Consider the following 24,729-nt stretch of genomic DNA (forward strand, 5'->3'; position numbering starts at 1 on the left):
TTCGCCGTCCCGTACGGTTCATCGTAGGCGGCGCCCGGCTTATGTTCAGGCCATGACCAGCCAGGACACCACCCTCAGCGCGAGCGGCTCCCGCCTGCCCCAGGAGCGCCGCGTCGTGACCGAGATCCCCGGCCCGCGCTCCCGCGCCCTGCACGAGCGCCGCCTCGCGGCGGTGCCGCCCGGCGTCGGCAGCGTCCTGCCGGTGTACGTGACGGACGCGGACGGCGGCGTGGTCGTCGACGCGGACGGCAACTCGCTGATCGACTTCGGCTCCGGCATCGCGGTCACCAGCGTCGGCAACGCCAACCCGCGGGTCGCGGCGCGGGTGAAGGCGCAGGCCGACCGGTTCACCCACACCTGCTTCATGGTCGCGCCGTACGAGTCCTACGTCGCGGTGTGCGAGAACCTCAACCGGATCACGCCCGGCGACCACGAGAAGCGCTCCGTGCTGGTCAACAGCGGCGCCGAGGCGGTGGAGAACGCCGTCAAGATCGCCCGGTACGCGACGGGGCGGCAGGCGGTCGTGGCGTTCGACCACGGCTACCACGGCCGGACGCTGCTGACGATGACGCTGACCGCGAAGAACATGCCGTACAAGCAGGGGTTCGGCCCGTACGCGCCCGAGGTCTACCGGATGCCGCCGGCCTACCCCTACCGCTGGCCGACCGGCCCCGACCACTGCGGGCCGGAGGCGGCGGCGCAGGCGATCGACCAGATCACCAAGCAGATCGGCGCGACGAACGTCGCGGCGCTGCTGATCGAGCCGATCCAGGGCGAGGGCGGGTTCATCGAGCCCGCGCCCGGGTTCCTGCCCGCGCTCGCCGAGTTCTGCCGCGCCAACGGGATCCTGTTCGTCGCCGACGAGGTGCAGACGGGCTTCGCGCGGACCGGCGACCTGTTCGCCTGCGAGCACGAGGGGATCGTCCCCGACCTGGTCGCGACCGCGAAGGGCATCGCCGGCGGGCTGCCGCTCGCGGCCGTCACCGGGCGCGCCGACATCATGGACAAGGTGCACGGCGGCGGGCTCGGCGGCACCTACGGCGGCAACCCGCTCGCCTGCGAGGCGGCGCTCGCCGTCCTGGAGGAGATCGAGGACGGCAAGCTCACCGAGCGCGCCCGCCGGATCGGCGAGATCATGCTGCCCCGGCTGCGCGCCCTCGCCGAGCGGCACCCGGCGATCGGGGACGTGCGCGGGCGCGGCGCGATGATCGCCATCGAGCTGGTGCGGGAGGGCACGAAGGAGCCCGATCCCGAGCTGACCGCGCGGCTCGCCCGCCGCTGCCACGAGAACGGCCTGCTCGTGCTGACGACCGGGACCTACGGGAACGTGATGCGCTTCCTGCCGCCGCTGGTCATCTCGGAGGAGCTGCTCGCCGAGGGACTGGACGTCCTGGAGGCGGCCTTCGCGGGCTGACCCGCGCCGACGCCGGCCGCCGGTCTCCGCCCGGAGGCCGGCGGTTCCGCGTCCGGAGCGCGGGTCACGCCGCGCTGAGGCTCTCCTCGTACAGGCCGGCGAGGATGTCGTAGGAACGCAGCCGGTCGGCGTGGTCGAAGACCTGCGTGGTGACCATGACCTCGTCGACCCCGGTCCGGCCGACCAGCCCGTCCAGCTGCCGGCGGACGGCGTCCGGGCCGCCGACGACCTGGTCGGCCAGCCGCGCGTCGATCATCTGCCGTTCGATCGGCGTGTACGGGTAGGACGCGGCCTCCTCCGGCGTCGGCAGCAGCCCCGGGCGCCCCTGCCGCAGGCGCAGGAACGACAGCGCCTGCGGAGCGGCCAGCTCGCGCGCCCGCTCGTCGGTGTCGGCCGCCGTCACCGACACCCCGATCATCGAGTAGGGCTCGTCCAGCGCGCCGGGCCGGAACGACTGCCGGTACAGGGTCAGCGCGGGGACGGTGTTCTCGGCGCTGAAGTGGTGCGCGAACGCGAAGGGCAGACCGAGCAGGCCGGCGAGCCGCGCGCTGTACCCGCTGGATCCGAGCAGCCACACCGGCGGCTCGTTCCCGGCCGCCGGGGTCACCTTGCTGTCCGCGGCGAAGTACGCGCGCAGCTCGACGACCTGCTCGGGGAAGTCGTCGACCGACAGCGCCTCGGCGGAGCGGCGCAGCGCCCGCGCGGTCGCCTGGTCGGTGCCGGGGGCGCGGCCGAGCCCGAGGTCGATGCGCCCCGGGTGCAGGGCCTCCAGCGTCCCGAACTGCTCGGCGACGACCATCGGCGCGTGGTTGGGCAGCATGACCCCGCCCGACCCCACCCGCATCCGGGAGGTCGCCGCCGCGACCTGCCCGATCAGCACGGCGGTCGCCGAGCTGGCGATGCCGGGCATCGCGTGGTGCTCGGCCAGCCAGTAGCGGTGGAAGCCCAGCCGCTCGGCGTGCCGGGCCAGGTCCAGCGTGTTGCGCAGGGCCTGGCCGGACGTGGAGCCGGTGACGACGGGGGCGAGATCGAGGACGGAGAAGCGCACGGTCATACCGTGGCCAACCCGTCCCCGGCCGGTCCTCTTCCCGCTAGCCCTTCAGCGCGGCGACGGCGACGACGGCGACGACCGCGATGAGGACGGGGGCCGTGATGCTGAGCCACGACCAGTTCACCAGCGTGCGGGCCCGCGCGGGGTCCTCCCCGAACCGGGTCTCGGCCCGCGTGTACAGCAGGGCGCCGACCACGACCAGCGGCAGGAACGCGAACGTCGTGAGGAGGCCGAGGACGAAGGCGGCGACCTGCCCGAACCGGGTGTAGGTCCCGTCCGGGCCGATGCCGAACGCGAGGCGGGGAGCGGGCGCCGAGGCGGGAACGGCACCGGAGACGGCTTCGGTCATGAGCGTTCCTCCATTAATGCCCCGGCTTTCGAACCGGGGAGGAAAGGGGCATTTGCAGAGCGGGGCGGGGAAGCGGGGTATTTCGGCGTCTGCCAGATTGATATCCATCGCAGCTGCTAGAAGGTGGACTATGGCGCGGCGGATCAGGCGGGCGTTCAAGTACCGCTTCTACCCCACCGATGGGCAGGCGGCCGAGTTGTCGCGCACGTTCGGCTGCGTCCGCCTGGTGTACAACCTGGCGTTGGAGGAGCGCACACGGGCCTGGTACGGCGAGGGGCGCCGGATTTCCTACGCGCAGTCGTCCGCGCTGCTGACGCAATGGAAGAGAACCGCGGATCTGGCGTTCCTGGCCGAGGTGTCGTCGGTTCCGCTGCAGCAGGCGCTGCGGCATCTGCAGACGGCGTTCACGAACTTCTTCACCAAGCGGGCCGCCTATCCGCGGTTCAAGTCGCGCAAGAGGTCGCGTGCGTCGTCCGAGTACACCCGCAGCGCCTTCACCTGGCGCGACGGCCGCCTCACGCCGGCCAGGATGACCACGCCTCTGGACATCCGCTGGTCGCGTTTGCTGCCCGAGGGGGCGGAGCCGTCCACGGTGACGGTGTCGCGCGACAGTGCGGGCCGCTGGTTCGTGTCCCTGCTGTGCCAGGACACCATCGCCCCCGCCCCCGCCCCCGATGCGGCGGTCGGAGTGGACGCCGGAATCACTTCGCTGGTGACCTTGTCCACCGGGGAGAAGATCGCCAACCCCCGGTACGAGCGGCGCGACCGGGCGCGCCTGGCAAAGGCGCAGCGCAATCTGGCGCGCAAAGCCCCCGGTTCGGCGAATCGGGACAAGGCCCGCCGCAAGGTGGCCCGTGTGCACGCGCGGATCACCGACCGGCGCCGGGACCTGCTGCACAAGCTGTCGACCCGTCTCGTCCGTGAGAACCAAACGGTCGTGATCGAAGACCTTGCAGTCCGCAACCTCGTGAAGAACCGCAAGCTCGCCCGTGCGATCTCGGACGCGGCGTGGGCGGAACTGCGCTCCATGCTGGAGTACAAGTGCGCCTGGTACGGGCGCGAACTGGTCGTGATCGACCGCTGGCTCCCCTCCACCAAGCTGTGCGGAGCCTGTGGCGCGGTCCGCGCCAAGCTGCCGCTGGGGGTCCGCGAATGGACGTGCGAGTGCGGCAGTGTGCATGACCGCGACGTGAACGCGGCGCGCAACATCCTGGCCGCCGGGCTGGCGGTTTCCGCCTGTGGAGACGGTGTAAGACCTCAACGGGATTCCTCCCGGACGAGGCGGTCGTCGGCGAAGCAGGAAACCCAGCGGGCGACCGCTGAAATCCCCCGCCTCTAGGCCAGGGGATGACGCCAAGAGCGCACCCATCTCTAGGAATGAGGAATGTGACCTGGATCATACGCTCGGTGATCAGGGCGCGCGAGAGGGCCGGCCGCCCCTTTTCCGGCGGCCGGCCCCGGGCGGTGCCTCAGCGCAGGTCGAGGCCGAGGAGGACGGGGTCGTGGTCGGAGGAGCGGAACGCGTCCGGCCGGTAGAACGCGGGCGGGTTGAACTCGGTGTTGTAGTCGAGGAACACCGGCTCGTCGCCGTTGACGTGCCAGATCGTCGCGCCCGTCACGCGCCGCGACAGCGCCCGGCCCGCGAGCGCGTGGTCGAGCTCGCCCGACTGCCCGTCGAACACGTAGCTGTACCTCTGGCTCGGGCGGACGAACCGCTGCGTCTGCCCGACGAGCCCCGCCTCCGTGAGCGCCTTCACCGGGTCCTCGGCCGTGTAGGCGTTGAGGTCGCCGACGACGAGCGGGTTCGGCACGCCGACCGCGAGCGCGGCGACCGCCTTCGCCTGGGCCACGCGGCGGGCGTTGTAGCAGCCCTGCCCGTCGCCCTGGTCCTGGTCGGGGCCGGTGGCGTCGCCGCAGCCCTTCGACTTGAGATGGTTGACGATCATGGTGAAGGCCGTCCCGCCCGCCCGCGGGCGGAACGTCTGCACCAGCGGCGGGCGGTCGAACACGGGGTCCTGCGACGCGTGCGCGCCGCCGACCGGAGTGACCTTCGACGGGCGGTAGACGAGCGCCACGTGGATCTCGTCCGTCCCCGGGTACGGGTGCCGCACCCACGCGTACGTCCCGGCTCCCGCCGCCTGGTTCAGCCGGTCGACGATCGCCCCGACGGCGGTGTCGCCGTTGTTCTCGACCTCCATCAGCCCGACGACGTCGGCGTCCAGGCCCCGCAGCGCGGCGGTCAGCTTGGCGAGCTGCCGCTCCTGCTCCTCGGCCGTGTCCGCGCCGCGCTTGTCCAAGGTCGTGAACCAGTTCAACGTGTTGAAGCTGGCGACGCGCACGTCACCGCCCACGCTTTGCGGCCGTTTCGGCTCCGGGTTCGCGTTGTCGAACCGCGCGGGCCTGGTCGGCTGCAACGCGTAGGCGCCGAACTGGTAGGTGAGCACGCCGGTCAGCCCGGTCGTGGCGTCCCCGATCCGCAGGACGCGGGGGTCGGTGTACGGGATCGTCGCCGGGTTCTGCACGTTCGATCCGTCGTCGACGAGAAGACGCCGCGCGTCGTTGCCCGCCTGGGTGGCGCCGTGCCCGTCGGTCGGCTGGAAAAGGCGGCCGCCAGCGGAGACGGTGACCTGCCCGTACCGTCCGAGCTGGTAGGTCTCGGTGGCGGTGAGCCGCTGGCCGAACCGCAGCAGCATGCCCTCGTACTGCTCCATCCCCGCGCCGCCCTTGAGCGGCAGCCGGACGGCCGCGGGCGCCACCTTCCCCTTGCCGCACACGTCCACGGCCGAGACGGGCGACAGTTCGGTGAGCCCGTTGTACTCGACGGCCTTGCCGGTGACCAGGACCCGGTCGCCGACCGCGACCTCGGTGGTCGAGTAGACGAACAGCCCGTCGGAGGTCCGCGGATCCGCGTCGGGCGTCGGGTCCTGGACGAAGAAGCCCTTGAGCTGGTCGGAGCGCTGGAAGTCCGCGGTCACGACCCCCTCCACCCGGACGGTCTGCCCGGCGAGGGGGGTCGCGCTGCCGCCGCCCTGGACCTCGGCGATCTGGTGGTCGGCGGGAGTGCCGCAGGTGGACGGCTCCGCCGCGGCGGCCGTCTGCGCGCCGGCGGCGAGGCCGGCGGTCAGGACGGTCGCGAGTACTGCTGCTGTTCGGCGCATGCCGGGAGAGTAGGCGCGGCCCCTGGCCGACCAGCGAACCGTTAATGAAGACTCCACCAATTCGCAACGGACCCTGCTACCGGGCGGGGCGCTCCAGCAGCGTGATCAGGCGGGCGAGGCCGTCGTCGCCGTGGCCTTCCTCGACCGCGCGGTCGAGCAGGGTCCGCAGGGAGAGCAGGTACCCGGGGTCCACGCCCTGGTCGCGGCTCGTCTCGATCAGGCCGGGGAACGCGACCTGGCTGGTCGCGACGCTGGAGACGCTGGTCGCGAAGTCGCCCGCCTCGACGGCACGGGCCTGCTCGGGAAGTGAGCCCAGCATCGCGGTCAGCCACGCGGTGGCCATCGGCTCGAAGTCCGTGGCCGCGACCTTCTCCGACCGGACGAGCGCGACGGCGTGCTGGAAGCCGGTGAACATGCCGTACATGGCGTCCAGCAGGGCCAGGTCGAACAGCGGCGCGAGACCCGGGTCGGCGCCGAGGAACCTGGCCTGGCCCAGCACGGCGAGCGTCTCGCGGTGCTCCGCGAAGGCCTCCTCGTCGCCGCTGTAGAGGACCAGCGCCTCCGGCCGTCCGATCATCGGAGGGACGGCCATGATCCCGCCGTCCACGTACCGGGCGCCGAGCCCGGCGGCTCGTCCGGCCAGGGCGCGGGCCTGCCGGGGCGTCCCGTTGGTGAGCTGGACGATCGTGCGCCCGGCCGCCGCGCCGCCGAGGAGCTCCTCGGCGTTGGCGTACACGGACAGGCACACGATCACCAGCGGGCTCGCCGCGATCGCCGCCTCGGCGCTCTCCGCCTCCACCGCGCCCTTGGCCACCAGCGGTCCGGCCTTGGCGCGGGTGCGGTTCCAGACGGTCACCGTCCGCCCGTCCTCCAGCAGCGCCTCGGCGAGCGCGCCGCCCATGAGCCCCAGCCCGAGCACGGTCACGGAAGTCGTCGTCATGTCGGTCCCTTTCGTCGGTAGGGCCCCAGCCTGCGGCGGGCGGGTTCGGGAAAGGTTCGGGCCGCATTACGGTGGGGGCATGCGCTTCGGGGTCCTCGGTCCGCTGGAGGTGCGGACGGAGGACGGCCGTGCGGTCCCGGTCCCGGACCGGAAGGTCCGGGCGCTGCTGGCCGACCTCCTCGCGCACGCCGGACGCGTCGTCCCCGCCGACCGCCTCGTCGACGACCTGTGGGGCGACGCGCTGCCCGCCGATCCGGTCGCGACGCTGCGGGCCCGCGTCTCCCAGCTGCGCCGGACGCTGGAGGACGCCGAACCGGGCGCCCGGGCCCTGGTCGAGACCCGCCCGCCCGGCTACCGGCTGGCCGCGCGGACCGACGCCCTCGACTTCGCGGACCTCGCCGGGCGGGCGGGCTCCGACCCCGGCCCGGCCGCCCGAGCGGCCCGGCTCGGCGAGGCGCTGCGACTCTGGCGCGGCCCCGCGTTCGCCGACTTCGCCGACGCGCCGTTCGCCGCCCCGGAGATCGCCCGCCTGGACGAACTGCGCCTCGCGGCCCTGGAGGGGCGCGCCGAGGCCCGCCTGGAACTGGGCGACGACGCGGCGCTGGCGGCCGAGCTGCGCGGACCGGTGGACGAGCACCCGTTCCGGGAGCGGCTGCGCGCGGCCCACATGCGGGCCCTCTACCGCGCGGGGCGCCCCGCGGAGGCCCTCGCCGCCTACGACGACCTGCGCGTCCGCCTGCGCGACGACCTGGGCCTCGCCCCCTCGCCCGACCTGGCGGCCCTGCACGCGGCGATCCTCCGCGGCGATCCGGCGGCCGGCGGGCCCCGGGGCAACCTGCCGGCCGACGTGGCGCCCCTCGTCGGCCGGGACGCGGCCGTCCGGGACCTGACCGCGCTGCTGGGCGAGGCGCGCCTCGTGACGCTCCACGGGACCGGCGGGGTCGGCAAGACCCGGCTCGCGGTGGCGGTCGCGCGCGCCCTGCGCGGTCCGGGCGCGGTGTGGCTCGTGCGGCTCGACGAGGGGCTGGAGGCGGGCGCGTCCGCCGACGACGCGGCGTCGTTCGCCGCCGGGGTGCTCGGGCTGCGCGACGACGCCGGCTCCGGCGGCGGACCGGCCGCGCGGCTGGGCGAGGCGCTGCGGGGCGGGCGGACGCTCCTGGTCCTCGACAACTGCGAGCACGTGGCCGAACCGGTGGCGCGGCTGGCGGCGGCGCTGCTGCGCGACGTCGCGGACCTGCGGATCCTCGCCACGAGCCGGGAGCCGCTCGCGATCTCGGGGGAGCGGCTGTGGACCGTCCCGCCGCTGGACGCCGGGGCCGCCGCCGCGCTGCTCGCCGAGCGGGCGGGCCTGGCGCCCGGCCCGGGGGACGCCGCGGCGATCGCGGCGGTCTGCGACCGGCTCGACGGCGTCCCGCTGGCCCTGGAACTGGCCGCGACGCGGATACGGGCGCTCGGCCTCTCCGGCCTGGCCGAACGGCTGGAGGACCGCTTCCGGCTCCTGTCGTCCGGCGCCCGGGACGCCCCGCCCCGGCAGCGCACGCTCCGCGCCCTGATCGACTGGAGCTGGGAGCCCCTGGACGAGCGCGAGCGGGCGGTGCTGCGCCGGCTGGCGGTCCACGCGGGCGGCTGCACCCTCGACGCGGCCGAGGCCGTCTGCGGCGCCGACGTCGAGACGCTCGCGGGCCTCGTCGACCGGTCCCTGGTCGTGGCGGGGGAGGGGCCCCGGTACCGGCTGCTCGAAACCGTCGCCGCGTACTGCGCCGAGCGCCTCCGGGAGGCGGGCGAGGACGAGCGGGTGCGCCGCCGCCACGCCGAGTACTACGTCGGCCTGGCCGAACGCGCCGACCTGTGCGGCCCGGGGCAGCGCGACGCCCTGCGGCGGCTGCGCGCGGAGACCGGCAACCTGCGGGCGGCCCTGGACGGCGCCGTCCGGGCCGGGGACGCCGGACTCGCGCTGCGCCTGGTCGACGCGATGGGCTGGGCGTGGTTCCTGTGGGGCCGCGCGGGAGAGGCGCGCCGGGCGTTCGAGCGGGCGCTCGCCGTGCCGGGCGCTGGAAACGGGCCGTCCGCGGCGCGGGCGCGGACCTGGCACACCGGATTCTCCCTGCTGGACGGCGACGCCGCGGACCGCGACGTCCGCGTCCGCGAGGCCCTCGCCGCCGACGGCGGCCCGTGGGCGCACTGGTTCCTCGGATTCGTCCGGGGCGGCTTCGGCGACCTGGAGCCGATCGACGAGCTGACGGCCCGCGCGCTCGACGGGTTCCGCGCCCACGGCGACGCGTGGGGCGAGGCGGCGGCGCTCGCCGTGCGGGCCGCGCAGGCGCTGTCGGCCGCCGACCTCGTCCGGGCGCGGAGCGACGGCGAGCGGGCCCTGCGGCTGTTCGGCGCGGCGGGCGACCGGTGGGGCCGCCTCCAGGCCACCGAGACGCTGGGCCTGCTCGCGGAGGTGACCGGCGACTACGCCCGCGCGCGGGACCTCCACGAGCGCGGCCTGCGCGACGCCGAGGAACTCGGGCTCTGGGCGGAGGCGTCCGGCCGGCTGGCCCGCCTCGGCCGGGTCGCGCTGCTCGAAGGCGATCTCGACGCCGCCGACGACCTGCACGAGCGCGCCCGGCTGCTGGCCGTGCGCGAGTCGCACCGCCGGATGGAGCACTTCGCCGAGGTCGGCCTCGCCCTCGCGGCGCGCAGGCGCGGCCGCCTGGCCGAGGCCGAGGAGATCCTGCGGCGCTGGCTCGGCTGGTGCCGCGACATCGACGGCGCCCCCGGCCTCGCCTTCCTGCTGGCCGAGCTGGGCTTCATCGCCGAGCTGCGGGGCGACGCCGATCGGGCGCTCGACCTGCACACCGAGGGCCTGGCGGCGGCCCGCGCCACCGGCCATCCCCGCGCGGTCGCGCTCGCGCAGGAGGGCATGGCCGGTGCGCTCTCCCTCGCCGGCCGCCGCGCGGAGGCCGCGCTGGCGCTGGCCGACGCGTCGCGGGCCCGGGCGTCCGCCGGCGCGCCGCTGCCCGAGGCCGAGCGCACCGACGTCGACCGAATCGCCGCCCGGCTCGGCTAGAGATCCTTCTATGTTCGTCAAGCTCGGCTGATGGCTGTGTCGGTGGTGTTGAGGAGTCGGTAGATCTGGCGGGCTAGGTAGCGTTTGAGGCAGCGGCGGATCTCTTTGGTGGTGCGGCCTTGGGCCCGGCGTCGCTCGACGTAGGCGCGGGTTTGCGGGTCGTGGGTCATGCGGGTGAGGACGGCGATGTGCAGGGCTCGGTTCAGGCGCCTGTCGCCGCCGCGGTTGAGGCGGTGGCGGACGGTGTTTCCCGAGGACGCGGGGATGGGGTTCACTCCGGCCAGGGCGGCGAACGCGGCCTCGGAGCGCACCCGGCCGTGATGCGACCAGGCGGTCAGGCAGATGGCGGCGGTCACGGGCCCGATGCCGGTCTTGTTCAGCAATGGTGCGGCCTGGCTGGCCTGGACGAGCTGGGTCATGCGGGCGCCGTTGGCGGCGATCTGTTCGTCGAGTTCGAGCACGCGTTTGGCCAGCCGTATGGCCTCGGTGCGGGCGGTGGCAGCGCCCAGTTCCTCATCCCGAGCACGCCAGCGGGCCACCGTGGCGATCTGTGTGCCGGTCACTGGCTTGCGGGCATCGATACCCAGGTCGACGACGCGCAGGAGCGCGATCAGCGCGTTGAGGGTCGCGGTGCGTTCGGCCGTCATGTGGTCGCGGGCGGTGACCAGGACCCGCAGCGCGGCCCGCACCCCCTCGGCCAGGCGCGGGCGGCGCAACTCGCGGGTGTCCAGGGCGAGGACGGCGGCGGCGATGCGTTGAGCATCCAGCGGGTCGGACTTACCGATCCCGTGGTTGGCGCGCGCGTTCATCCGGGCCGCTTCGACCACCTGATAACCGGTCCGCTCGACCAGGGCTGCCAGACCGGCACCGTAGGACGCCACGCCCTCGATCACCCAGAGTGCGGCCAGGTCCGCGCCGGTGCGGCGGGCCGCCCACGCGATGGCGCGGGCCATGCCCGCCGCCGTGGTCGGGAACTGCCCGGTGTCGATGACCTCACCGGTGGCGGCAAGGATCGCCAGGACGTGGTTGCGGGCGTGGGTGTCGACGCCGATGACGAACGGGTGAGTTTGCGCGACGATGGCCACAGCGGCTCGGGTCCTTCCTATCCCAGGTACAGCGGTCCGGCCGCCGGCGGCCGGCGCCGGTCTGGATAGGAGTCACTTCGGGGCAGCACTGTGATGAGTCGCGCCCATCGGGCGGACAGCCTTCTGATCAGGTCACCGAGGTGGGCCAGGACGGCGTCGGCCGCCCCCGCCCCGGGACGGACAGATCTCTAGAAGAGCACCCCGGAAGGGGCCGAGCCTGTCTCGAGTCACGTCCAAGGTCGGAGCAGCCGACACCATCCTTGCCAGCCGATCCCAGACCAGCCAGCACAAGACTCACAGCCTGTCTCGAAGCGGCCTCGGCCACGCGCGCGAACGCGTGACCTGGCCGGTGGAGCGAAGCCGGAGGCGAGCGGAACCGGGCAGATCGCGAAGCGATGCCGCGTTCGCCCAGGCCCGGTCGCGTAGCGAGCCGCCAGGCGAGCGAAGTGGGCCGGGACTGTTTGAAACACAGCCGCCAGGCGAGCGAAGCGGGCCGGGACTTCAAACATGGGAGCTGCGGGAGAAGGCGAGGGGGAGGGCCAGGAACATCACGGCGGCGGTGAGCGCGAAGGCGGCCGGGTAGCCGGTCGCGGCGGCGGCGAGGCCGAACGCGGCGCCGCCGACCCCCATGCCGCCGTCGTAGCCGATGTTCCACAGCGCGCTGACCGTGCCGTAGCCGGACGCGGGCGCCCGCTCGAACATCATGGCCATGCTCGCGTTCTGCGTGACGCCGAAGCCCGCCCCGAACACCACCATGGCGGCGAGGACGGCGACCGTGCCCGTCGCGAGGGACAGCATCGCGATGCCCGACGCGGAGACGGCCACGGCGGGCAGGAGGAGCCGCGCGGCGCCGTGCCGGTCCCCGAGCCGTCCCGCCCACCAGCGCGAGAGCGTGGCGGCCGCCGGCTGGACGAACAGCGCCGCCGCCGCGACCCCGGCGGGGACGGCGTCGGGCAGGAACGTGACCAGGATGCCCGCCGCCATCGCGGTCGAGGCGAACGCGACGGCCGGGCGCACCAGCGCCGCCGACCGCAGTCCCGCGACGATGCCGAAGGAACGCCCGGGGGCCGGAGACGGGGAGCCGGGGCCGGTGGTCTCGCGCGGCAGGCCGGGCAGCGCCGCCAGCGCGGCGAGCGAGGCCGCCGAGCCCGCGACGAACACCGGCGTGTAGCCGACCTCGCCCGCCAGCCACACCCCGAGCGGCAGCGCGAGCAGCGACGGGACCCCGGCCACGACCCCGAACAGCCCGATCCCCTCGCCGCGCCGCTCCGCCGGGACGAGCGCCGCGACCAGCGCCCCCGTCACCACCACCGCCACCGCGAAGCCGAGGCCGCGCACCAGGCTCACCGCGGTGATCGTCGCCATGGCCGAGGAGAACGGCAGCGCGAGCGAGGGCGCGCCGAGCAGCAGGATCCCCGCCGCGAGCACCCGCCGGTGCCCGAACCGGTCGAGCAGCCGCGGCAGCGAGAGCTCGGCGAGGACCGTCGTCAGCATCAGCGCGCCCGTGGTGACGCCGGCCCCGACACCGCCCGCGCCGCCGTCCACCGCGTACATCGGCACGACCGAGAACAGCAGGAAGAACCCCGTCAGCGTGGTGAAGGCGGCCGCGAACACCAGCGCCAGATGCCGCCCGACCAGCGGCGGCCGCGCGGCCCGGACGGAGGTCGGGTGCGGCAGTGTCTCCCGTGTCTCGCTCATGGGCACGACGCTAGGGGAGCATCCGGCCTGCTATATGGTCCAATTTCATGGCAATCGAGTGGGCCGGTTCGCCGCCGGAGCTGCTGCTGGACCTGGACCGCGACGCGACCGGGACGCTGCGCTCGCAGCTGGAGGCCGCGCTGCGCGACGCGATCTGCACCGGACGGCTGAAGACGGGGGAGCGGCTGCCGTCGTCGCGCGAGTTGGCCCGTCAGCTCGGCGTCTCCCGCGGCCTCGTCCAGGAGTGCTACGGCCAGCTCACCGCCGAGGGGTACCTGTGCACGCGGACGGGGTCGGCCACGCGCGTGGCGCCCGTCCGCGCCGCCGGCGGCGATCCGGCGCCCGCCGCGCGGCCGGACGCGTCCCGGCTCCGCGTCGACTTCGCCGCGGGCGTGCCCGACCTGGCGTCCTTCCCGCGCGGCGACTGGTCGTGGGCGCAGCGGGAGGTCGCCCGGACGGTGCGGAACGAGGCGCTCGGCTACGGCGACCCGCGCGGCAGCGAGGTCCTGCGGGACGTCCTCGCCGGTCATCTCCGGCGGGTGCGCGCGGCCGCCGCCGAGGCCGAGGACATCGTCGTCTGCGGCGGCTTCGCCCAGGGGCTCGGCATCGTCCTGCACGTCCTGGCCCGCCGGGGCGTGCGCCGCGTGGCGTTCGAGGACCCCGGCTACGGCGACGGCGCGACCATGGCCGCCGCGGAGCGCGCCGGGATCGAGGCGGTGCCCGTCCCGGTGGACGACCTCGGGCTGGACGTGGACGCGCTCGACGCGAGCGGCGCCCGCGCGGTCGTCGTCACCCCGGCGCACCAGTGGCCGACCGGCGTCGTGCTGGCCCCCGGGCGGCGCCGGGCCCTCGCCGACTGGGCGTGCGAGCGGGACGGCGTCGTCGTCGAGGACGACTACGACGCCGAGTTCCGCTACGACCGGGAGCCCGTCGGGTCGGTGCAGGGCCTCGCGCCCGGCCGCGTCATCGCCCTCGGGACGGTCAGCAAGTCGCTGGCCCCGGCCGTGCGGCTCGGCTGGATCCTGTGCCCGCCCGCGCTGACCCGGGCGGTGGCGGAGGAGAAGCGGCTCGCCGACCGGGGCTCGCCCGTCCTCGACCAGCTCGCCCTCGCCGCGCTCGTCGAGTCCGGCCGCCACGGGCGGCACCTGCGCCGGATGCGGCCCGTCTACGCCGCGCGCCGCGCCGCGCTGGTGGCGGCGCTCGCCGAGCACGCGCCGGACGTGAGGCTGACCGGCCTGGCCGCCGGTTTCCACGCCGTCGCGCACCTGCCCGGCGGCGCCGACGAGCGCCGGGTGGTCGCCGAGGCGCGCAGGCGCTCGGTCGGCCTGTACGGGATGAGCACCTACCGGGCGTCCGGCGCGGCCGATCCGCCGCGGCTCGTCCTCGGCTTCGGCGACCTCACCGAGACCGCGGTCCGGGACGGGATCCGGGAGGTGGCCGACCTCCTCAGATCTTGAGTTGAGTGCTAATCGCGGCGCCCCGGCATGTGACAGGACTTCATTCCGCGCGCCGCGCCGGGTGGGGGACAGTCGTCAGCATTCGGTTTCCAGCCCACCCCTGGAGCGAGAATGCGCTTTCGGAGCCTCCTCACCGCCGCGGCGCTCGGCGCGGCCCTCGCCGTGCCCGCCGCCGCGCCCCCGGCCGCCGCCGCGTCCCCCGGCTGCGACGCCACCGACGCGGAGATCTACGCGGCGCCTCCCGCGGCGGTCACGGGAAGACCGGGCGACCTGCTCGCCTGCCGCCCGGCGAAGCTGGCGAACATCCCCGGCGACGTCCCGATGAAGGCGTGGAAGGTCCGGTACGTCTCGACCGACGCCAAGGGCGCCGGGAACGTGGTGACCGGGACGGTCGCCGTCCCCGACGCGGCCTGGACGAAGGGCGGGTCCCGCCCGACCGTCGCGTTCAACCCCGGCACGCTCGGCTCCGGTCCGCAGTGCGCCTTCTCCAAGCAGCTCGCCGGCGAGTACGTCGACATGTACGAGGGCGCGAACCTGACGCTGTTCCTCAAGGCGGGCTTCGCGGTCGCCGCCACCGACGGCGCCGGGTACCTCGCCGGCCGGGTCCACACCTACATGGTCGGCGCGAACGCCGGGCACGCGCTGCTCGACGCCGTCCGGGCGTCGCGCCGCGTCCCCGGCGGAACCCTCGCCGCGGACGGCGCGGTCGGCATCTCCGGCTACTCCGAGGGCGGCGCCGCCGCGCTGTGGGGCGCGCAGCTCGCCTCGTCCTACGCGCCGGAGCTGAGGGTCGTCGGCGCGGCGGCGGGCGGCGTGCCCGGCGACCTGAAGCCGACGGCGAAGCAGCTCGACGGCGGCCTGTTCGCGGGCTTCCTCGCCGACGCGCTCGTCGGCCTGCACGCCGCCCATCCGGAGATGCCCTTCGACGAGCTGATGAACGACCGGGGCAAGCAGGCGATCAAGGACGTCCCGGTCTTCCAGTACCGCGGCTGGCTGGAGGAGATCATCCCGCACGAGACCGAGGACGCCACCCGCCAGGCCTACTGCAGGGCCGGCATCACCACGACCTGGAACAACACCTACCCGGCCGAGCACCTGTCCACCGACTTGGGAGCCGCCGGGGACGTGACGAACTTCCTCGGCGACCGCTTCGAGGGCAAGCCCGCCCAGGGCAACTGCTGACCCGTTTCGAGGCACACCCGGAATCCGAGACCGACCTGGAAACAAGACCGAAGGGGAGTCCTGAACATGACAGCGGGCGTCGCCGACGTCGGCAGCCGCACCCCGCAGCCGGACATCTCCGGCGCCGTCCCGTTCCCCGAGCGCGTCGCGGTCGTGGTGTTCGTGGCCGGGCCCGTCATCGGGCTGCTGGGCGCCGTCCCCTTCCTGTGGGGCTGGGGGATCGGCTGGACCGACGTGGCCATCTTCGCGTTCCTGTATCCGCTGAACGCGATCGGGATCACGGTCGGCTACCACCGGCACTTCACGCACGGCGGCTTCAAGGCCAAGCGGTGGCTGCGGATCGCGCTCGCGATCCTCGGCGGGCAGGCCATGCACGGCTCGGTGGTCCGCTGGGTCGCCGACCACCGACGGCACCACAAGTACGCCGACCAGGAGGGCGACCCTCACTCGCCGTGGGCGTACGGGCCCGGCGTATGGGGGCTCACCAAGGGCCTCTACCACGCGCACATGGGCTGGCTGTTCGGCAAGGAGCGCACGTCCCGCAGCAAGTACGCGCCCGACCTGCTGAGGGACGAGGACATCCGGTTCCTGTCCCTCGACCCCGTGTACGCCGTGATCGTGCTGTCGACGTTCCTCGTGCCGCTGGGGCTCGGCGCGCTGCTCACCTGGTCGTGGCACGGCGCCGTCACCGCGGTGTTCTGGGCCGGGGTGATGCGCGTCTTCGTCGGCGACCACATCACGTTCTCGATCAACTCGATCTGCCACGTCTTCGGCAAGGAGGACTTCAGGACGCGCGACCGGGCCCGCAACGTGTGGTGGCTGGCGATCCCGTCGTTCGGCGAGTCCTGGCACAACCTGCACCACGCCGACCCGACCTGCGCGCGGCACGGCGTCCTCAGGGGGCAGATCGACATCAGCGCCCGCGTCATCTGGGTCTTCGAGCGGCTCGGCTGGGTCTGGGACGTCCGCTGGCCCGACCACGAGCGCCTCGCCGCCCGCCGCGTGACGGCCCCCGCCACCGGAGAGCGAGCATGACCGACCTCCCCCCGCTCGACCGCACGCCGCTGATCGAGCGGCTCACCCGGTTCGCCAGGGACTTCCCCGGCGACCGCGCCTACACCTTCATGGACTACATGACGGACCCGGACGGCGTCGCCACCGACGTCACCTGGGGAGAGCTGGACCGGCGCGCCCGCGGCATCGCCGCCGCCATCCGCCGGGCCACCGGGCCCGGACGGCGGGTCGCGCTGCTCGCCCCGCAGGACCTGCACTACGTCACCGCGTTCCTCGGCGCCATGTACGCCCGCGTCGTCGGCGTCCCGCTGTTCTCCCCGGACCTGCCGGGCCACGGCGACCGGCTCCTCGCCGTCTACCAGGACGCCGAGCCCGACGTCGTGATCACCACGAGCGCGGCGCTGCCGCACGTCCGCTCGTTCCTCGCGGGCGACTCCGTCCGGGAGCCCGCCGCGGTCGTCGTCGCGGACGAGGTGGACGCGGCGCTCGACTGGACGCCCGAGCCGATCGACCCCGGCGACGTCGCCTACCTGCAGTACACCTCCGGCTCGACCCGCGCCCCCGCCGGCGTGATCATCACGCACGGGAACTTCGCGACGAACGCCGAGCAGCTGTGGCGGACGTTCGAGGGCATCCCGCGCGTGTCGTCCGGCGTGAACTGGCTGCCCGTCTTCCACGACATGGGCCTGGTCACCACCGTCGCGCTCCCGCTGGTGTACGGCAACCCCGGCGTGATCATGGATCCGGTGGCGTTCGTGATGCGCCCCGTCCGCTGGCTGGAGCTGCTCAGCGCGCAGAGCCACGCCTTCACCGGCGGCCCCAACTTCGCCTACGAGTACCTCACCGCCCAGGTCACCGAGGAGGAGAAGGCGAAGCTCGACCTGAGCGGCGTGCAGGTCTTCATGAACGGCGCGGAGCCGATCCGGGAGAGCACGCTCACCGGCTTCCACGAGGCGTTCAAGGACTGCGGGCTGCGGCCCGAGGCGCAGGTGTGCGCGAACGGGCTGGCCGAGGCGACCGTGTACGTGTCGGCGTCGTCGCGGTTCCGGGAGCCGACCCGCGTCGCGTTCGACCGCGAGGGCCTGCGCCGGGGCGTCGCCGAACCGTGCGACGCCGGCGCGCCCGGCGCGATCCGGCTGATCGCCTGCGGGACGTCCTACGGCCAGCACACCGTGATCGCCGACCCCGGGACCGGCGCGCGGCTCTCGGGCGGCGCCGTCGGGGAGATCTGGGTGCACGGCCCGAACGTCGCGGCCGGCTACTGGGGGCGTCCCGAGGCCACCCGGGAGACGTTCGAGGCGGAGCTCGCCGACCCCGGCGACCTGCCGCGCTCCCCGTGGCTGCGCACCGGGGACCTCGGCGTCGTGCACGGCGGGGAGCTGTTCGTCACCGGCCGGATCAAGGACCTGGTCATCGTGGACGGGCGCAACCACTACCCGCAGGACATCGAGTACACCGTCTCCGGCGCGCACAAGGCGATCCGCCGCGAGTACGCCTGCGCGGTGGCCGTCGACACCGGCGACACCGAGGGCCTGGTCGTCGTCGCCGAGCGGAACCGCCGGGTGCCGATCGCGCTGCTCGACCAGGCGGAGGCGGCGCGGGCGGTGCGGGCGGCCGTGAAGCAGCAGCACGACCTGCGCGTGCACGACTTCGTGCTGATCGAGCCCGGCGGCCTGCCGCGCACCAGCAGCGGGAAGATCGCCCGTTCGGCGTGCCGGCTGGCCTACCTCGACGGGAGCCTGCCGGTCGCGGAGGCGGCGCCCCGGTCCGGGTGAGCCGGGGCCGCGCGCGTCACGCGTCCCCCCGTCGGCGCCGTCGCGCAGTGCGGCCTTCGCCGATGAATCCGGTCGCCGTTCGGGGACTCGTGCCGACGCAGGCGTTGCCGTCCGATCGCGCGCTCGGACGGTCGATCTGGAGAGGTCTACAACGCAGAGCCCTGAAGGAGACGGTCATGTCCGTTATCACTCTCGCCCGGTTCGCCGCCATCTTCGCCGGCGACAACGACGCCGCGATGATCGAGGCGGACCCGGCGGTCAGCGCCCGCCTCGTCGAGGCTGTCGAGGTGGCGCAGGCCCACGACTACCTGCGCATCCAGTACCCCGCCGTGGACTACTACCTGCCGGTGCCCGACGGCGCCGAGCTCGTGGTGATCCGCGGAGCCGTGCGGCGAGCGTTCGCGCTCAGGCTCGGCCAGGAGGTCTGGATCGGTTACTCGGAGGCCGGCAACGGCACTCCGGGTTTCGTCTGGGAGGGCACTCCCGACGAGTTCGACCGGTTGGTCGCCTTCGCCCGGTAGGGAGAAGGTACGCGCTTCGGCGCCCTGGTGGGCTCCAGCACGCACAGCGTGCCGGAGCCCACCACCTTTTGCGGTGACGAGGCGAAGGCCGGACAGCGTCGAAGATCTCCGGTCACCGTTCGGCGAAGGTCACATCGCGCAGCCAGACGGGGAGCAGCAGCATCAGCTCCAGCCGGATCGCCGGGTCCTCGATGTCGTACTCGAAGAGCTCGTGCAGCTGCGCCAGCCGGTACCGGACGGTCTGCGGGTGCACGCACAGCGCCTCCGCCGCGTCCGTGGCGTTGAAGCCGTGCCTGAGGCACTCCAGCAGCGTCGCGGCGAGCCGGCCGCCGCGGTGCGGGCCGAGCGCGGTGAGCGGGGCCAGCCGGCGCCGCGCCGCCGCCTCGGCGAGCGTCCAGCCCTCCTCCAGCAGCAGGTCGGGCACGTACCGGTCGGCGTGGACGAGCGTGCCGGGCCCCTGGTCGGCGAGCCGCCCGGCGGCCATCGAGTCGAGCGTCCGGTGCGCCCAGTGCAGCGAGACCCCGGCCCGGTCCAGCGGCACCGAGGGCCCGACCGCGCCCGCCCAGCCGCCGAGGGTGCGGGTCAGCCGGCCGGGGCCGCCGGGGCGGTCCGGGTCGGGCATCACCAGGCACGGCCGCCCGCGATCGAGGCCGCTCAGCAGGGACGGCGGCAGCCCGGCGGGCCCCTCCCCGCCGCTGCCGGGCCGCGGCTCCAGCACGATCACGGCCAGCCGTTCGGGCAGCGGCCAGCCGGCGAGGTCGGCCTGCTCGGCGACGACCTCCCGGGGCGCCGCCGGGTCGGACAGCAGCAGGCTCATCAGCCGTCCGCGGCGCTGCTCCCGCTCGCCCGCGGCCTTCTCCCGCGCCCGGGCGTAGCCCTGCGCGGCGGCGGACGCCAGCAGGTCCAGGTACGCGAAGTTCACCTCGGTGAGCGCGATCGCCAGGTCGCGGGGCTTCCTCAGCTGGTCGGCCTCCCCTGCCAGGTAGCGCCACGCCGTCCTGGAGGCGACCCGCATCGCGTTCTGCAGGTGCTCCAGCCCGCGCCCCTCGACCGCCTCCCCGTACCCGATGTCGAAGAAGACCTGGTGCACCTCCTGCCAGGAGGCGTCGGGGTCGGCGATCATCTGCACGAAGTGCCCCATGCCCTGCGCCACCGCGAGCCGCATCACGTTGGTGTAGACGGGGTCATCGGGCCGCGCGTACTCGGGGACGTGCCGCAGTACGCCCTCCACCATGGAGTCGACCAGGGCCGGAAGGTGCGGGCGCATCCACTGCGCCTCTTCCCGGGGCACGTCCCGCCAGGGTTCCCCTGACAGATCGTCGGCCTGGGCGGACCTCTCGTACAGCTCCGTCAAAGTGTCACCTCCGTCAGCGGACACCTGGGGCCGCCAGGCTAGGTAGCGTGCGTCACACAAGACACTCACATCGGTGACAACGCCGCCCGATTCCTTGTCACACCCGGCGGACGCGCCTGCCGGCACTGGACAGGCATTGGTCCTCACCCCGCCGCGACCGCGAACGCGAGGCCGGCGGCCTGGAGCCCGTCCACCACGCGCGCGGCGGCGGAGCGGGTCAGCCCGACGCGGCGTCCGAGTTCGGTGACGCCGAGGCCGGGCGCGTCCCGGCCCGGGAGGGCGCCGTTCGCGTGCGATGCTGGCGGGGTAGCGCTGCATTTCGGAGGTCGCCTGATGGATCGCGGAGCCGGGCCCGGCGCGGGGGAGGACGAACGGCGGCGGATCGCCCGCACGGACGTGCTGCTCGCCGAGCCCCGGCTCGCGAGCGCGGCGGGACGGCTCGGGCGCGGCGTCGTGAAGGCGGCGGTCGCCGCGGCCCAGCGCCGGGCCCGCGACGGCGAGATCCCGCCGGAGGCGGTGGCCGACACCGCGGTCGCGTCGCTGCCGCCGAGCGCCTCGGGGCTCCGCCCGGTGCTCAACGCGACCGGCGTCCTGCTGCACACGGGCCTCGGGCGGGCGCCGCTGTCGGCGGCGGCCCGCGATGCCGTGGCGGTGGCCTCCGGCGCCACCGACGTCGAGTTCGACCTGGAGACCGGCCGGCGCGCCCGGCGCGGTCGGTCGGTCCTCGCGGCGCTGCGGGAGCGGGTCCCCCAGGCGGAGGCCGCGCACGTGGTCAACAACGGCGCGGCGGCGCTGGTGCTGGCCGCGACCACGCTCGCGCCCGGCCGGGAGATCGTCATCAGCCGCGGCGAGATGGTGGAGATCGGCGACGGGTTCCGGATCCCCGAACTGCTCGCCGCCACCGGCGCCCGGCTGCGCGAGGTCGGCACGACGAACCGGACCACCCCGGACGACTACGCCGCGGCCGTCGGCGAGGAGACCGGGTTCATCCTCAAGGTGCACCCCTCCAACTTCCGCGTGACCGGCTTCACGCGGGGCGCCGGAGTCGCGGAGCTGGCCGGGCTCGGGGTGCCCGTCGTGGCCGACATCGGCTCCGGCCTGCTCGCCCCCGAGCCGCTCCTGCCGGACGAGCCCGACGCCGCGTCCATGCTCAAGGCGGGCGCGGGCCTGGTCACCGCCAGCGGGGACAAGCTGCTCGGCGGCCCGCAGTGCGGGCTCCTCCTCGGGCGGGACGAGCTGGTGCGGCGCCTCGCCCGCCACCCGCTCGCGCGGGCGCTGCGGGTCGACAAGCTGACGCTCGCCGCCCTGGAGGCCACCCTCCGCGGGCCGCTCACCCCGACCGCCGAGGCGCTGCGCGCCGACGCGGCCGCGGTGCGGGCGAGGGCCGAGCGGCTCGCCGCCCGGCTGCGGGACGCGGGAGTGGACGCGGCGGCCGTCGACAGCGAGGCGGCGGTCGGCGGCGGCGGCGCGCCGGGCGTCGTCCTGCCGAGCGCGGCGGTCTCGGTGCCCGAGCCGTACGCGGCGCGCCTGCGGCGGGGGACGCCCGCCGTGATGGGACGGGTCGAGGACGGCCGGTGCCTGCTCGACCTGCGGTCCGTGCCGCCCGGCCAGGACGCCGTGCTCGCCGGGGCCGTCCTGGCCCAGGCCGACCGGTCGGCCCGATGACGCACGTCGTCGCGACCGCCGGCCACGTCGACCACGGCAAGTCCACGCTCGTCCGCGCCCTCACCGGGATGGAGCCCGACCGGCTGGCGGAGGAGCGGCGGCGCGGCCTCACCATCGAGCTGGGCTTCGCCTGGACGACCCTGCCGGGCGGCGACCGGATCGCCTTCGTGGACGTCCCCGGGCACGAGCGGCTCGTCACCACGATGCTCGCCGGGGTCGGGCCCGCCCCGGCCGTCCTGTTCGCAGTGGCCGCCGACCAGGGCTGGCAGCGCCAGTCCGAGGAGCATCTGGCGGTCCTCGACGCGCTCGGCGTCCGGCACGGCCTCCTCGTCGTGACCCGCCGCGACCTGGCCGGCGCGGCGGCGGCCGAACGGGTGCGCGAGGAGGCGCTCGCGCACCTCGCGGGCACCACCCTCGGCCGCGTCGGATCGGTCGTGGTCAGCGGCGCCACGGGCGAGGGCCTCGACGAGCTGCGCGCGGCCCTGGAGCGCCTCACCGGCACCCTCCCGGAGCCCGACCGGGACGCCGACGTCCGCCTCTGGATCGACCGGGTCTTCACCGTCCGGGGCAGGGGCACGGTCGTGACCGGCACGCTCGGCGCGGGGACGATCAGCGTCGGCGACCGCCTCGCCGCGGGCGACGCCCTTTTGCGCGTGCGCGGACTCCAGAGCCTCAAGGAGGACCACCGCGAGGTCGGCGCCGTCGCACGCGTCGCCGTGAACCTGCACGGGAACGCGGAAGGCGTCGGCCGGGGCGACGCCCTGCTCGCCCCGGGGCGCTGGCTCACCGCCGGCGTCGTCGACGTCCGGCTGCGCGGCGACGCCGCACCCGACCTGCCGCGCGAGCTGACGCTGCACGCGGGGACGGCGGCCGTCCCGGTCCACGTCCGCCCGCTGGGCGACGACACGGCGCGGTTGTCGCTGCGCCGCCCGCTGCCGCTGCGCGTCGGGGACGCCGCGCTGCTGCGCGACCCCGGCCGCCACCGCGTCCCCGCGGGGGTGACGGTCCTGGACGTCCGCCCCGAGCCGTTCGCGCGGCGCGGCGCGGCGGCGGCGCGGGCCCGCGTGCTCGCCTCCATGACCGGGCGTCCGGACGGCGCCGCGGAGGTCCGCCGCCGGGGCCTGGTCAGGCGGCCGGACCTGGTGGCGATGGGGGTCCCCGTCCCCTTCGAGCCGGTGGCGGGGGAGTGGCTCGCCGACCCCGCCCTCTGGAAGGAGCTGCGCGAGCGCCTCGCCGCGGCCGTCGAGGAGCACGCCGCCGCGCACCCCACCGACCCCGGGTTCCCGGCCGACGCCGCGCGCCGCGCCCTCGGCCTCCCCGACCGCGTCCTCGTCGACGCCCTCGCCGGGGACCTCCGGCGGCGCGAGGGCAGGATCTACGGCCGGACGACCGCGCCCGAGCTGCCGCCGCCCGTGCGCGAGGCCGTCGACGCCGTCCGCCGCGACCTGGCCGCGGCCCTGTTCCGGGCGCCGGACGCGGGCCGGCTCGCCGAGCTCGGCCTCACGCCGAAGATGCTCGCCGTCGCCGCCGCGACCGGCGCGCTCCTCAAGGTGGCCGACGGCGTCGTCCTGCTGCCCGGCGACGACGCCCGCGCCGCCGGACTGCTCGCCCGCCTCGGCGGCCCCTTCACCCTCAGCGAGGCGCGCCGGGCGCTCGGCACCACCCGCCGCGTCGCCGTCCCCCTCCTGGAGTACCTGGACGACCGGGGCTACACGGTCCGGGTCGACGACCTCCGCCGCCGCTGCACCGAGAGGATTCCCAATGAGGTTGTCAACCCGACGCCGTAACCGATCGTGAGCGGTTCAGGCTGCTGTGGTCAGTTTCAGGGTGGGTGCAGCCATGTAGACGCGTCCGTCTCTGAGCATCGCCCACAGCACGTTGACTCTGCGGCGGGCCAACGCGAGCACGGCCTGGATGTGCTTCTTGCCCTCGGCCCTCTTGCGCTCGTAGAACGCTTTGGAGGCGGGACAGCAGCGGATGCTGACCATGGCGGACATGTAGAACACTCGCAGCAGGCGGCGGCTGTAGCGCCGGGGCCGGCGCAGGTTGCCGCTGATCTTGCCCGAGTCCCGGGGTACCGGCGCGAGTCCCGAGACACCGGCCAGCCGGTCCGCGCTGCCGAACGCGGCCATGTCGCCGCCGGTGGCGGCGATGAACTCCGCGCCCAGGAGGGGGCCGATGCCGGGCAGGCTGGTGATCACCGCGGCGTGTTCGTGCTCGCGAAACCGGGCCTGGATGGCCGCGTCGGTCTCGGCGAGTTCGGCATCCAGGGCGATCACCTCCTCGGCCAGGCGCTCGACCACGGCGGCGGCGGTCTTCTCGCCCGTGACCGTGGTGTGCTGGGCCTGGGCGGCCTCGATCGCGGCCAGGGCCACGCGGGCAGGGTTGCGGACCTTGCGGGCCCGCAGCCATGTCTCCAGCCGGGCCTGGCCGATCTTGCGCAGCGAGGTGGGGGTGCGGTAGCCGGTGAGCAGTGTCAGGGCGGCCTTGCTGTTGCTGTAGTCGAAGGCGCGCTCCAGGGCGGGAAAGTAGCCCAGGAGCTGGTCGCGCAGCCGGTTGATGGTCCGGGTGCGATCGCAGGCCAGGTCGGTACGGCGGCCGGTGAGGATGCGCAGGTCCGTGGCGATCTCGTCGAAGGACGCGATCGGGTGCAGGTCCCGGCGCATGCGGGCCTGGTCGGCGATGATGAAGGCGTCCTTTGCGTCGGTCTTGCCGCCGCCCCGGTAGGCGCCGGAGGCGTGGTGGACGGTGCGCCCCGGGATGTAGACCAGGTCCTGGCCGTGGCCGAGCAGCAGGGTGATGAGCAGGGCCCCTCCACCGCTGTTGAGGTCGATCGCCCACCGCAGGTCTTCACCCAAGGCGTTGGCCTCGGCGATGAGGCCCAGGATCTCGGCTTCGTCGTTGACCACCTTCCTGGACAGCAGCCGGTTGCCGTCGGGGTCGATCACGGTGCAGTGGTGGTGGGTCTTACCCGCGTCCACACCTGCCCAAATGCGTGGCATCGGGCTCCT

The 24,729-nt window shown here is 74.7% G+C and carries 18 protein-coding genes; 10 read left to right on the forward strand and 8 right to left on the reverse strand.

The window, feature by feature from the left end:
* Positions 1-52: 52 nt before the first annotated feature.
* Positions 53-1,414: a 4-aminobutyrate--2-oxoglutarate transaminase gene (gabT, locus tag ACQEU6_RS40340; RefSeq protein ID WP_499338964.1), complete on the forward strand. Its 1,362-nt coding sequence runs from the start codon at positions 53-55 to the stop codon at positions 1,412-1,414.
* A 64-nt stretch (positions 1,415-1,478) separates the two neighbouring features.
* Here the strand turns inward: gabT and ACQEU6_RS40345 are convergent, their stop codons facing one another.
* Together ACQEU6_RS40345 and ACQEU6_RS40350 are read right to left on the reverse strand one after the other, a co-directional pair.
* Positions 1,479-2,468 (reverse strand): LLM class flavin-dependent oxidoreductase, encoded by a 990-nt coding sequence (locus ACQEU6_RS40345; protein ID WP_499338965.1) that lies wholly within the window; start codon positions 2,466-2,468, stop codon positions 1,479-1,481.
* A gap of 37 nt (positions 2,469-2,505) precedes the next feature.
* On the reverse strand, positions 2,506-2,814 hold the full coding sequence (locus ACQEU6_RS40350) for a hypothetical protein (protein ID WP_499338966.1): 309 nt from the start codon (positions 2,812-2,814) through the stop codon (positions 2,506-2,508).
* Positions 2,815-2,944: 130 nt separating this feature from the next.
* Here ACQEU6_RS40350 and ACQEU6_RS40355 point away from each other — a divergent pair, with 130 nt between their 5' ends.
* Positions 2,945-4,153: an RNA-guided endonuclease InsQ/TnpB family protein gene (locus ACQEU6_RS40355; RefSeq protein WP_499338967.1), complete on the forward strand. Its 1,209-nt coding sequence runs from the start codon at positions 2,945-2,947 to the stop codon at positions 4,151-4,153.
* Positions 4,154-4,283: 130 nt separating this feature from the next.
* Here ACQEU6_RS40355 and ACQEU6_RS40360 read toward each other — a convergent pair whose 3' ends face one another.
* The gene (locus tag ACQEU6_RS40360; RefSeq protein WP_499338968.1) at positions 4,284-5,972 is read right to left on the reverse strand and encodes an ExeM/NucH family extracellular endonuclease; all 1,689 of its coding nucleotides are present in this window, start codon (positions 5,970-5,972) and stop codon (positions 4,284-4,286) included.
* 76 nt (positions 5,973-6,048) lie between these two features.
* Positions 6,049-6,912, reverse strand: a complete 864-nt coding sequence (locus tag ACQEU6_RS40365; RefSeq protein ID WP_499338969.1) for an imine reductase family protein — start codon at positions 6,910-6,912, stop codon at positions 6,049-6,051.
* A gap of 79 nt (positions 6,913-6,991) precedes the next feature.
* Between ACQEU6_RS40365 and ACQEU6_RS40370 the strand changes: the two genes are divergently transcribed.
* Positions 6,992-9,967, forward strand: coding sequence for an AfsR/SARP family transcriptional regulator (locus ACQEU6_RS40370; protein ID WP_499338970.1), 2,976 nt, complete (start codon positions 6,992-6,994; stop codon positions 9,965-9,967).
* 17 nt (positions 9,968-9,984) lie between these two features.
* Here the strand turns inward: ACQEU6_RS40370 and ACQEU6_RS40375 are convergent, their stop codons facing one another.
* Complete coding sequence (locus ACQEU6_RS40375; protein ID WP_499334990.1) at positions 9,985-11,052, reverse strand: IS110 family RNA-guided transposase; 1,068 nt, start codon at positions 11,050-11,052, stop codon at positions 9,985-9,987.
* A gap of 501 nt (positions 11,053-11,553) precedes the next feature.
* Positions 11,554-12,750 (reverse strand): MFS transporter, encoded by a 1,197-nt coding sequence (locus ACQEU6_RS40380; RefSeq protein ID WP_499338971.1) that lies wholly within the window; start codon positions 12,748-12,750, stop codon positions 11,554-11,556.
* A gap of 47 nt (positions 12,751-12,797) precedes the next feature.
* Here ACQEU6_RS40380 and pdxR point away from each other — a divergent pair, with 47 nt between their 5' ends.
* The 5 genes from pdxR to ACQEU6_RS40405 all read left to right on the forward strand — a co-directional run bounded on the left by pdxR (position 12,798) and on the right by ACQEU6_RS40405 (position 18,699).
* Positions 12,798-14,207, forward strand: a complete 1,410-nt coding sequence (pdxR, locus tag ACQEU6_RS40385; RefSeq protein ID WP_499338972.1) for a MocR-like pyridoxine biosynthesis transcription factor PdxR — start codon at positions 12,798-12,800, stop codon at positions 14,205-14,207.
* A 111-nt stretch (positions 14,208-14,318) separates the two neighbouring features.
* Positions 14,319-15,389 carry a lipase family protein gene (locus ACQEU6_RS40390; RefSeq protein ID WP_499338973.1) on the forward strand — a complete coding sequence of 357 codons (1,071 nt, stop codon included), beginning with the start codon at positions 14,319-14,321 and terminating at the stop codon, positions 15,387-15,389.
* A 66-nt stretch (positions 15,390-15,455) separates the two neighbouring features.
* Complete coding sequence (locus ACQEU6_RS40395) at positions 15,456-16,424, forward strand: acyl-CoA desaturase (RefSeq protein ID WP_499338974.1); 969 nt, start codon at positions 15,456-15,458, stop codon at positions 16,422-16,424.
* Positions 16,421-18,178 (forward strand): fatty acyl-AMP ligase, encoded by a 1,758-nt coding sequence (locus tag ACQEU6_RS40400; RefSeq protein WP_499338975.1) that lies wholly within the window; start codon positions 16,421-16,423, stop codon positions 18,176-18,178. The genes ACQEU6_RS40395 and ACQEU6_RS40400 overlap by 4 nt, the downstream gene beginning before the upstream one ends.
* A 176-nt stretch (positions 18,179-18,354) precedes the next feature.
* Entirely contained in the window at positions 18,355-18,699 is a 345-nt protein-coding gene (locus ACQEU6_RS40405; protein WP_499338976.1) for a hypothetical protein, read from the forward strand.
* A 112-nt stretch (positions 18,700-18,811) separates the two neighbouring features.
* On the opposite strand, the gene ACQEU6_RS40410 is transcribed toward ACQEU6_RS40405, so the two are convergent.
* On the reverse strand, positions 18,812-20,053 hold the full coding sequence (locus ACQEU6_RS40410; RefSeq protein ID WP_499338977.1) for a PucR family transcriptional regulator: 1,242 nt from the start codon (positions 20,051-20,053) through the stop codon (positions 18,812-18,814).
* A gap of 333 nt (positions 20,054-20,386) precedes the next feature.
* On the opposite strand from ACQEU6_RS40410, the gene selA reads away from it, so the two are divergent.
* Positions 20,387-21,718: an L-seryl-tRNA(Sec) selenium transferase gene (gene selA / locus ACQEU6_RS40415; protein WP_499338978.1), complete on the forward strand. Its 1,332-nt coding sequence runs from the start codon at positions 20,387-20,389 to the stop codon at positions 21,716-21,718.
* Positions 21,715-23,505, forward strand: coding sequence for a SelB domain-containing protein (locus ACQEU6_RS40420; protein ID WP_499338979.1), 1,791 nt, complete (start codon positions 21,715-21,717; stop codon positions 23,503-23,505). The genes selA and ACQEU6_RS40420 overlap by 4 nt, the downstream gene beginning before the upstream one ends.
* Positions 23,506-23,520: 15 nt before the next feature.
* Here ACQEU6_RS40420 and ACQEU6_RS40425 read toward each other — a convergent pair whose 3' ends face one another.
* Positions 23,521-24,720 carry an IS110 family RNA-guided transposase gene (locus ACQEU6_RS40425; protein ID WP_499328410.1) on the reverse strand — a complete coding sequence of 400 codons (1,200 nt, stop codon included), beginning with the start codon at positions 24,718-24,720 and terminating at the stop codon, positions 23,521-23,523.
* Between the last annotated feature and the right edge of the window lie 9 nt (positions 24,721-24,729).

The organism is Spirillospora sp. CA-108201, from assembly GCF_050936235.1.
GTDB lineage: Bacteria > Actinomycetota > Actinomycetes > Streptosporangiales > Streptosporangiaceae > Spirillospora.

What these genes read in the sequence shown, in the direction of transcription:
- gabT (WP_499338964.1), top strand. Translation starts at nt 53, where the DNA reads ATGACCAGCCAGGACACCACCCTCAGCGCGAGCGGCTCCCGCCTGCCC.
- ACQEU6_RS40345 (WP_499338965.1), bottom strand. Translation starts at nt 2,468, where the DNA reads ATGACCGTGCGCTTCTCCGTCCTCGATCTCGCCCCCGTCGTCACCGGC.
- ACQEU6_RS40350 (WP_499338966.1), bottom strand. Translation starts at nt 2,814, where the DNA reads ATGACCGAAGCCGTCTCCGGTGCCGTTCCCGCCTCGGCGCCCGCTCCC.
- ACQEU6_RS40355 (WP_499338967.1), top strand. Translation starts at nt 2,945, where the DNA reads ATGGCGCGGCGGATCAGGCGGGCGTTCAAGTACCGCTTCTACCCCACC.
- ACQEU6_RS40360 (WP_499338968.1), bottom strand. Translation starts at nt 5,972, where the DNA reads ATGCGCCGAACAGCAGCAGTACTCGCGACCGTCCTGACCGCCGGCCTC.
- ACQEU6_RS40365 (WP_499338969.1), bottom strand. Translation starts at nt 6,912, where the DNA reads ATGACGACGACTTCCGTGACCGTGCTCGGGCTGGGGCTCATGGGCGGC.
- ACQEU6_RS40370 (WP_499338970.1), top strand. Translation starts at nt 6,992, where the DNA reads ATGCGCTTCGGGGTCCTCGGTCCGCTGGAGGTGCGGACGGAGGACGGC.
- ACQEU6_RS40380 (WP_499338971.1), bottom strand. Translation starts at nt 12,750, where the DNA reads ATGAGCGAGACACGGGAGACACTGCCGCACCCGACCTCCGTCCGGGCC.
- pdxR (WP_499338972.1), top strand. Translation starts at nt 12,798, where the DNA reads ATGGCAATCGAGTGGGCCGGTTCGCCGCCGGAGCTGCTGCTGGACCTG.
- ACQEU6_RS40390 (WP_499338973.1), top strand. Translation starts at nt 14,319, where the DNA reads ATGCGCTTTCGGAGCCTCCTCACCGCCGCGGCGCTCGGCGCGGCCCTC.
- ACQEU6_RS40395 (WP_499338974.1), top strand. Translation starts at nt 15,456, where the DNA reads ATGACAGCGGGCGTCGCCGACGTCGGCAGCCGCACCCCGCAGCCGGAC.
- ACQEU6_RS40400 (WP_499338975.1), top strand. Translation starts at nt 16,421, where the DNA reads ATGACCGACCTCCCCCCGCTCGACCGCACGCCGCTGATCGAGCGGCTC.
- ACQEU6_RS40405 (WP_499338976.1), top strand. Translation starts at nt 18,355, where the DNA reads ATGTCCGTTATCACTCTCGCCCGGTTCGCCGCCATCTTCGCCGGCGAC.
- selA (WP_499338978.1), top strand. Translation starts at nt 20,387, where the DNA reads ATGGATCGCGGAGCCGGGCCCGGCGCGGGGGAGGACGAACGGCGGCGG.
- ACQEU6_RS40420 (WP_499338979.1), top strand. Translation starts at nt 21,715, where the DNA reads ATGACGCACGTCGTCGCGACCGCCGGCCACGTCGACCACGGCAAGTCC.
- ACQEU6_RS40425 (WP_499328410.1), bottom strand. Translation starts at nt 24,720, where the DNA reads ATGCCACGCATTTGGGCAGGTGTGGACGCGGGTAAGACCCACCACCAC.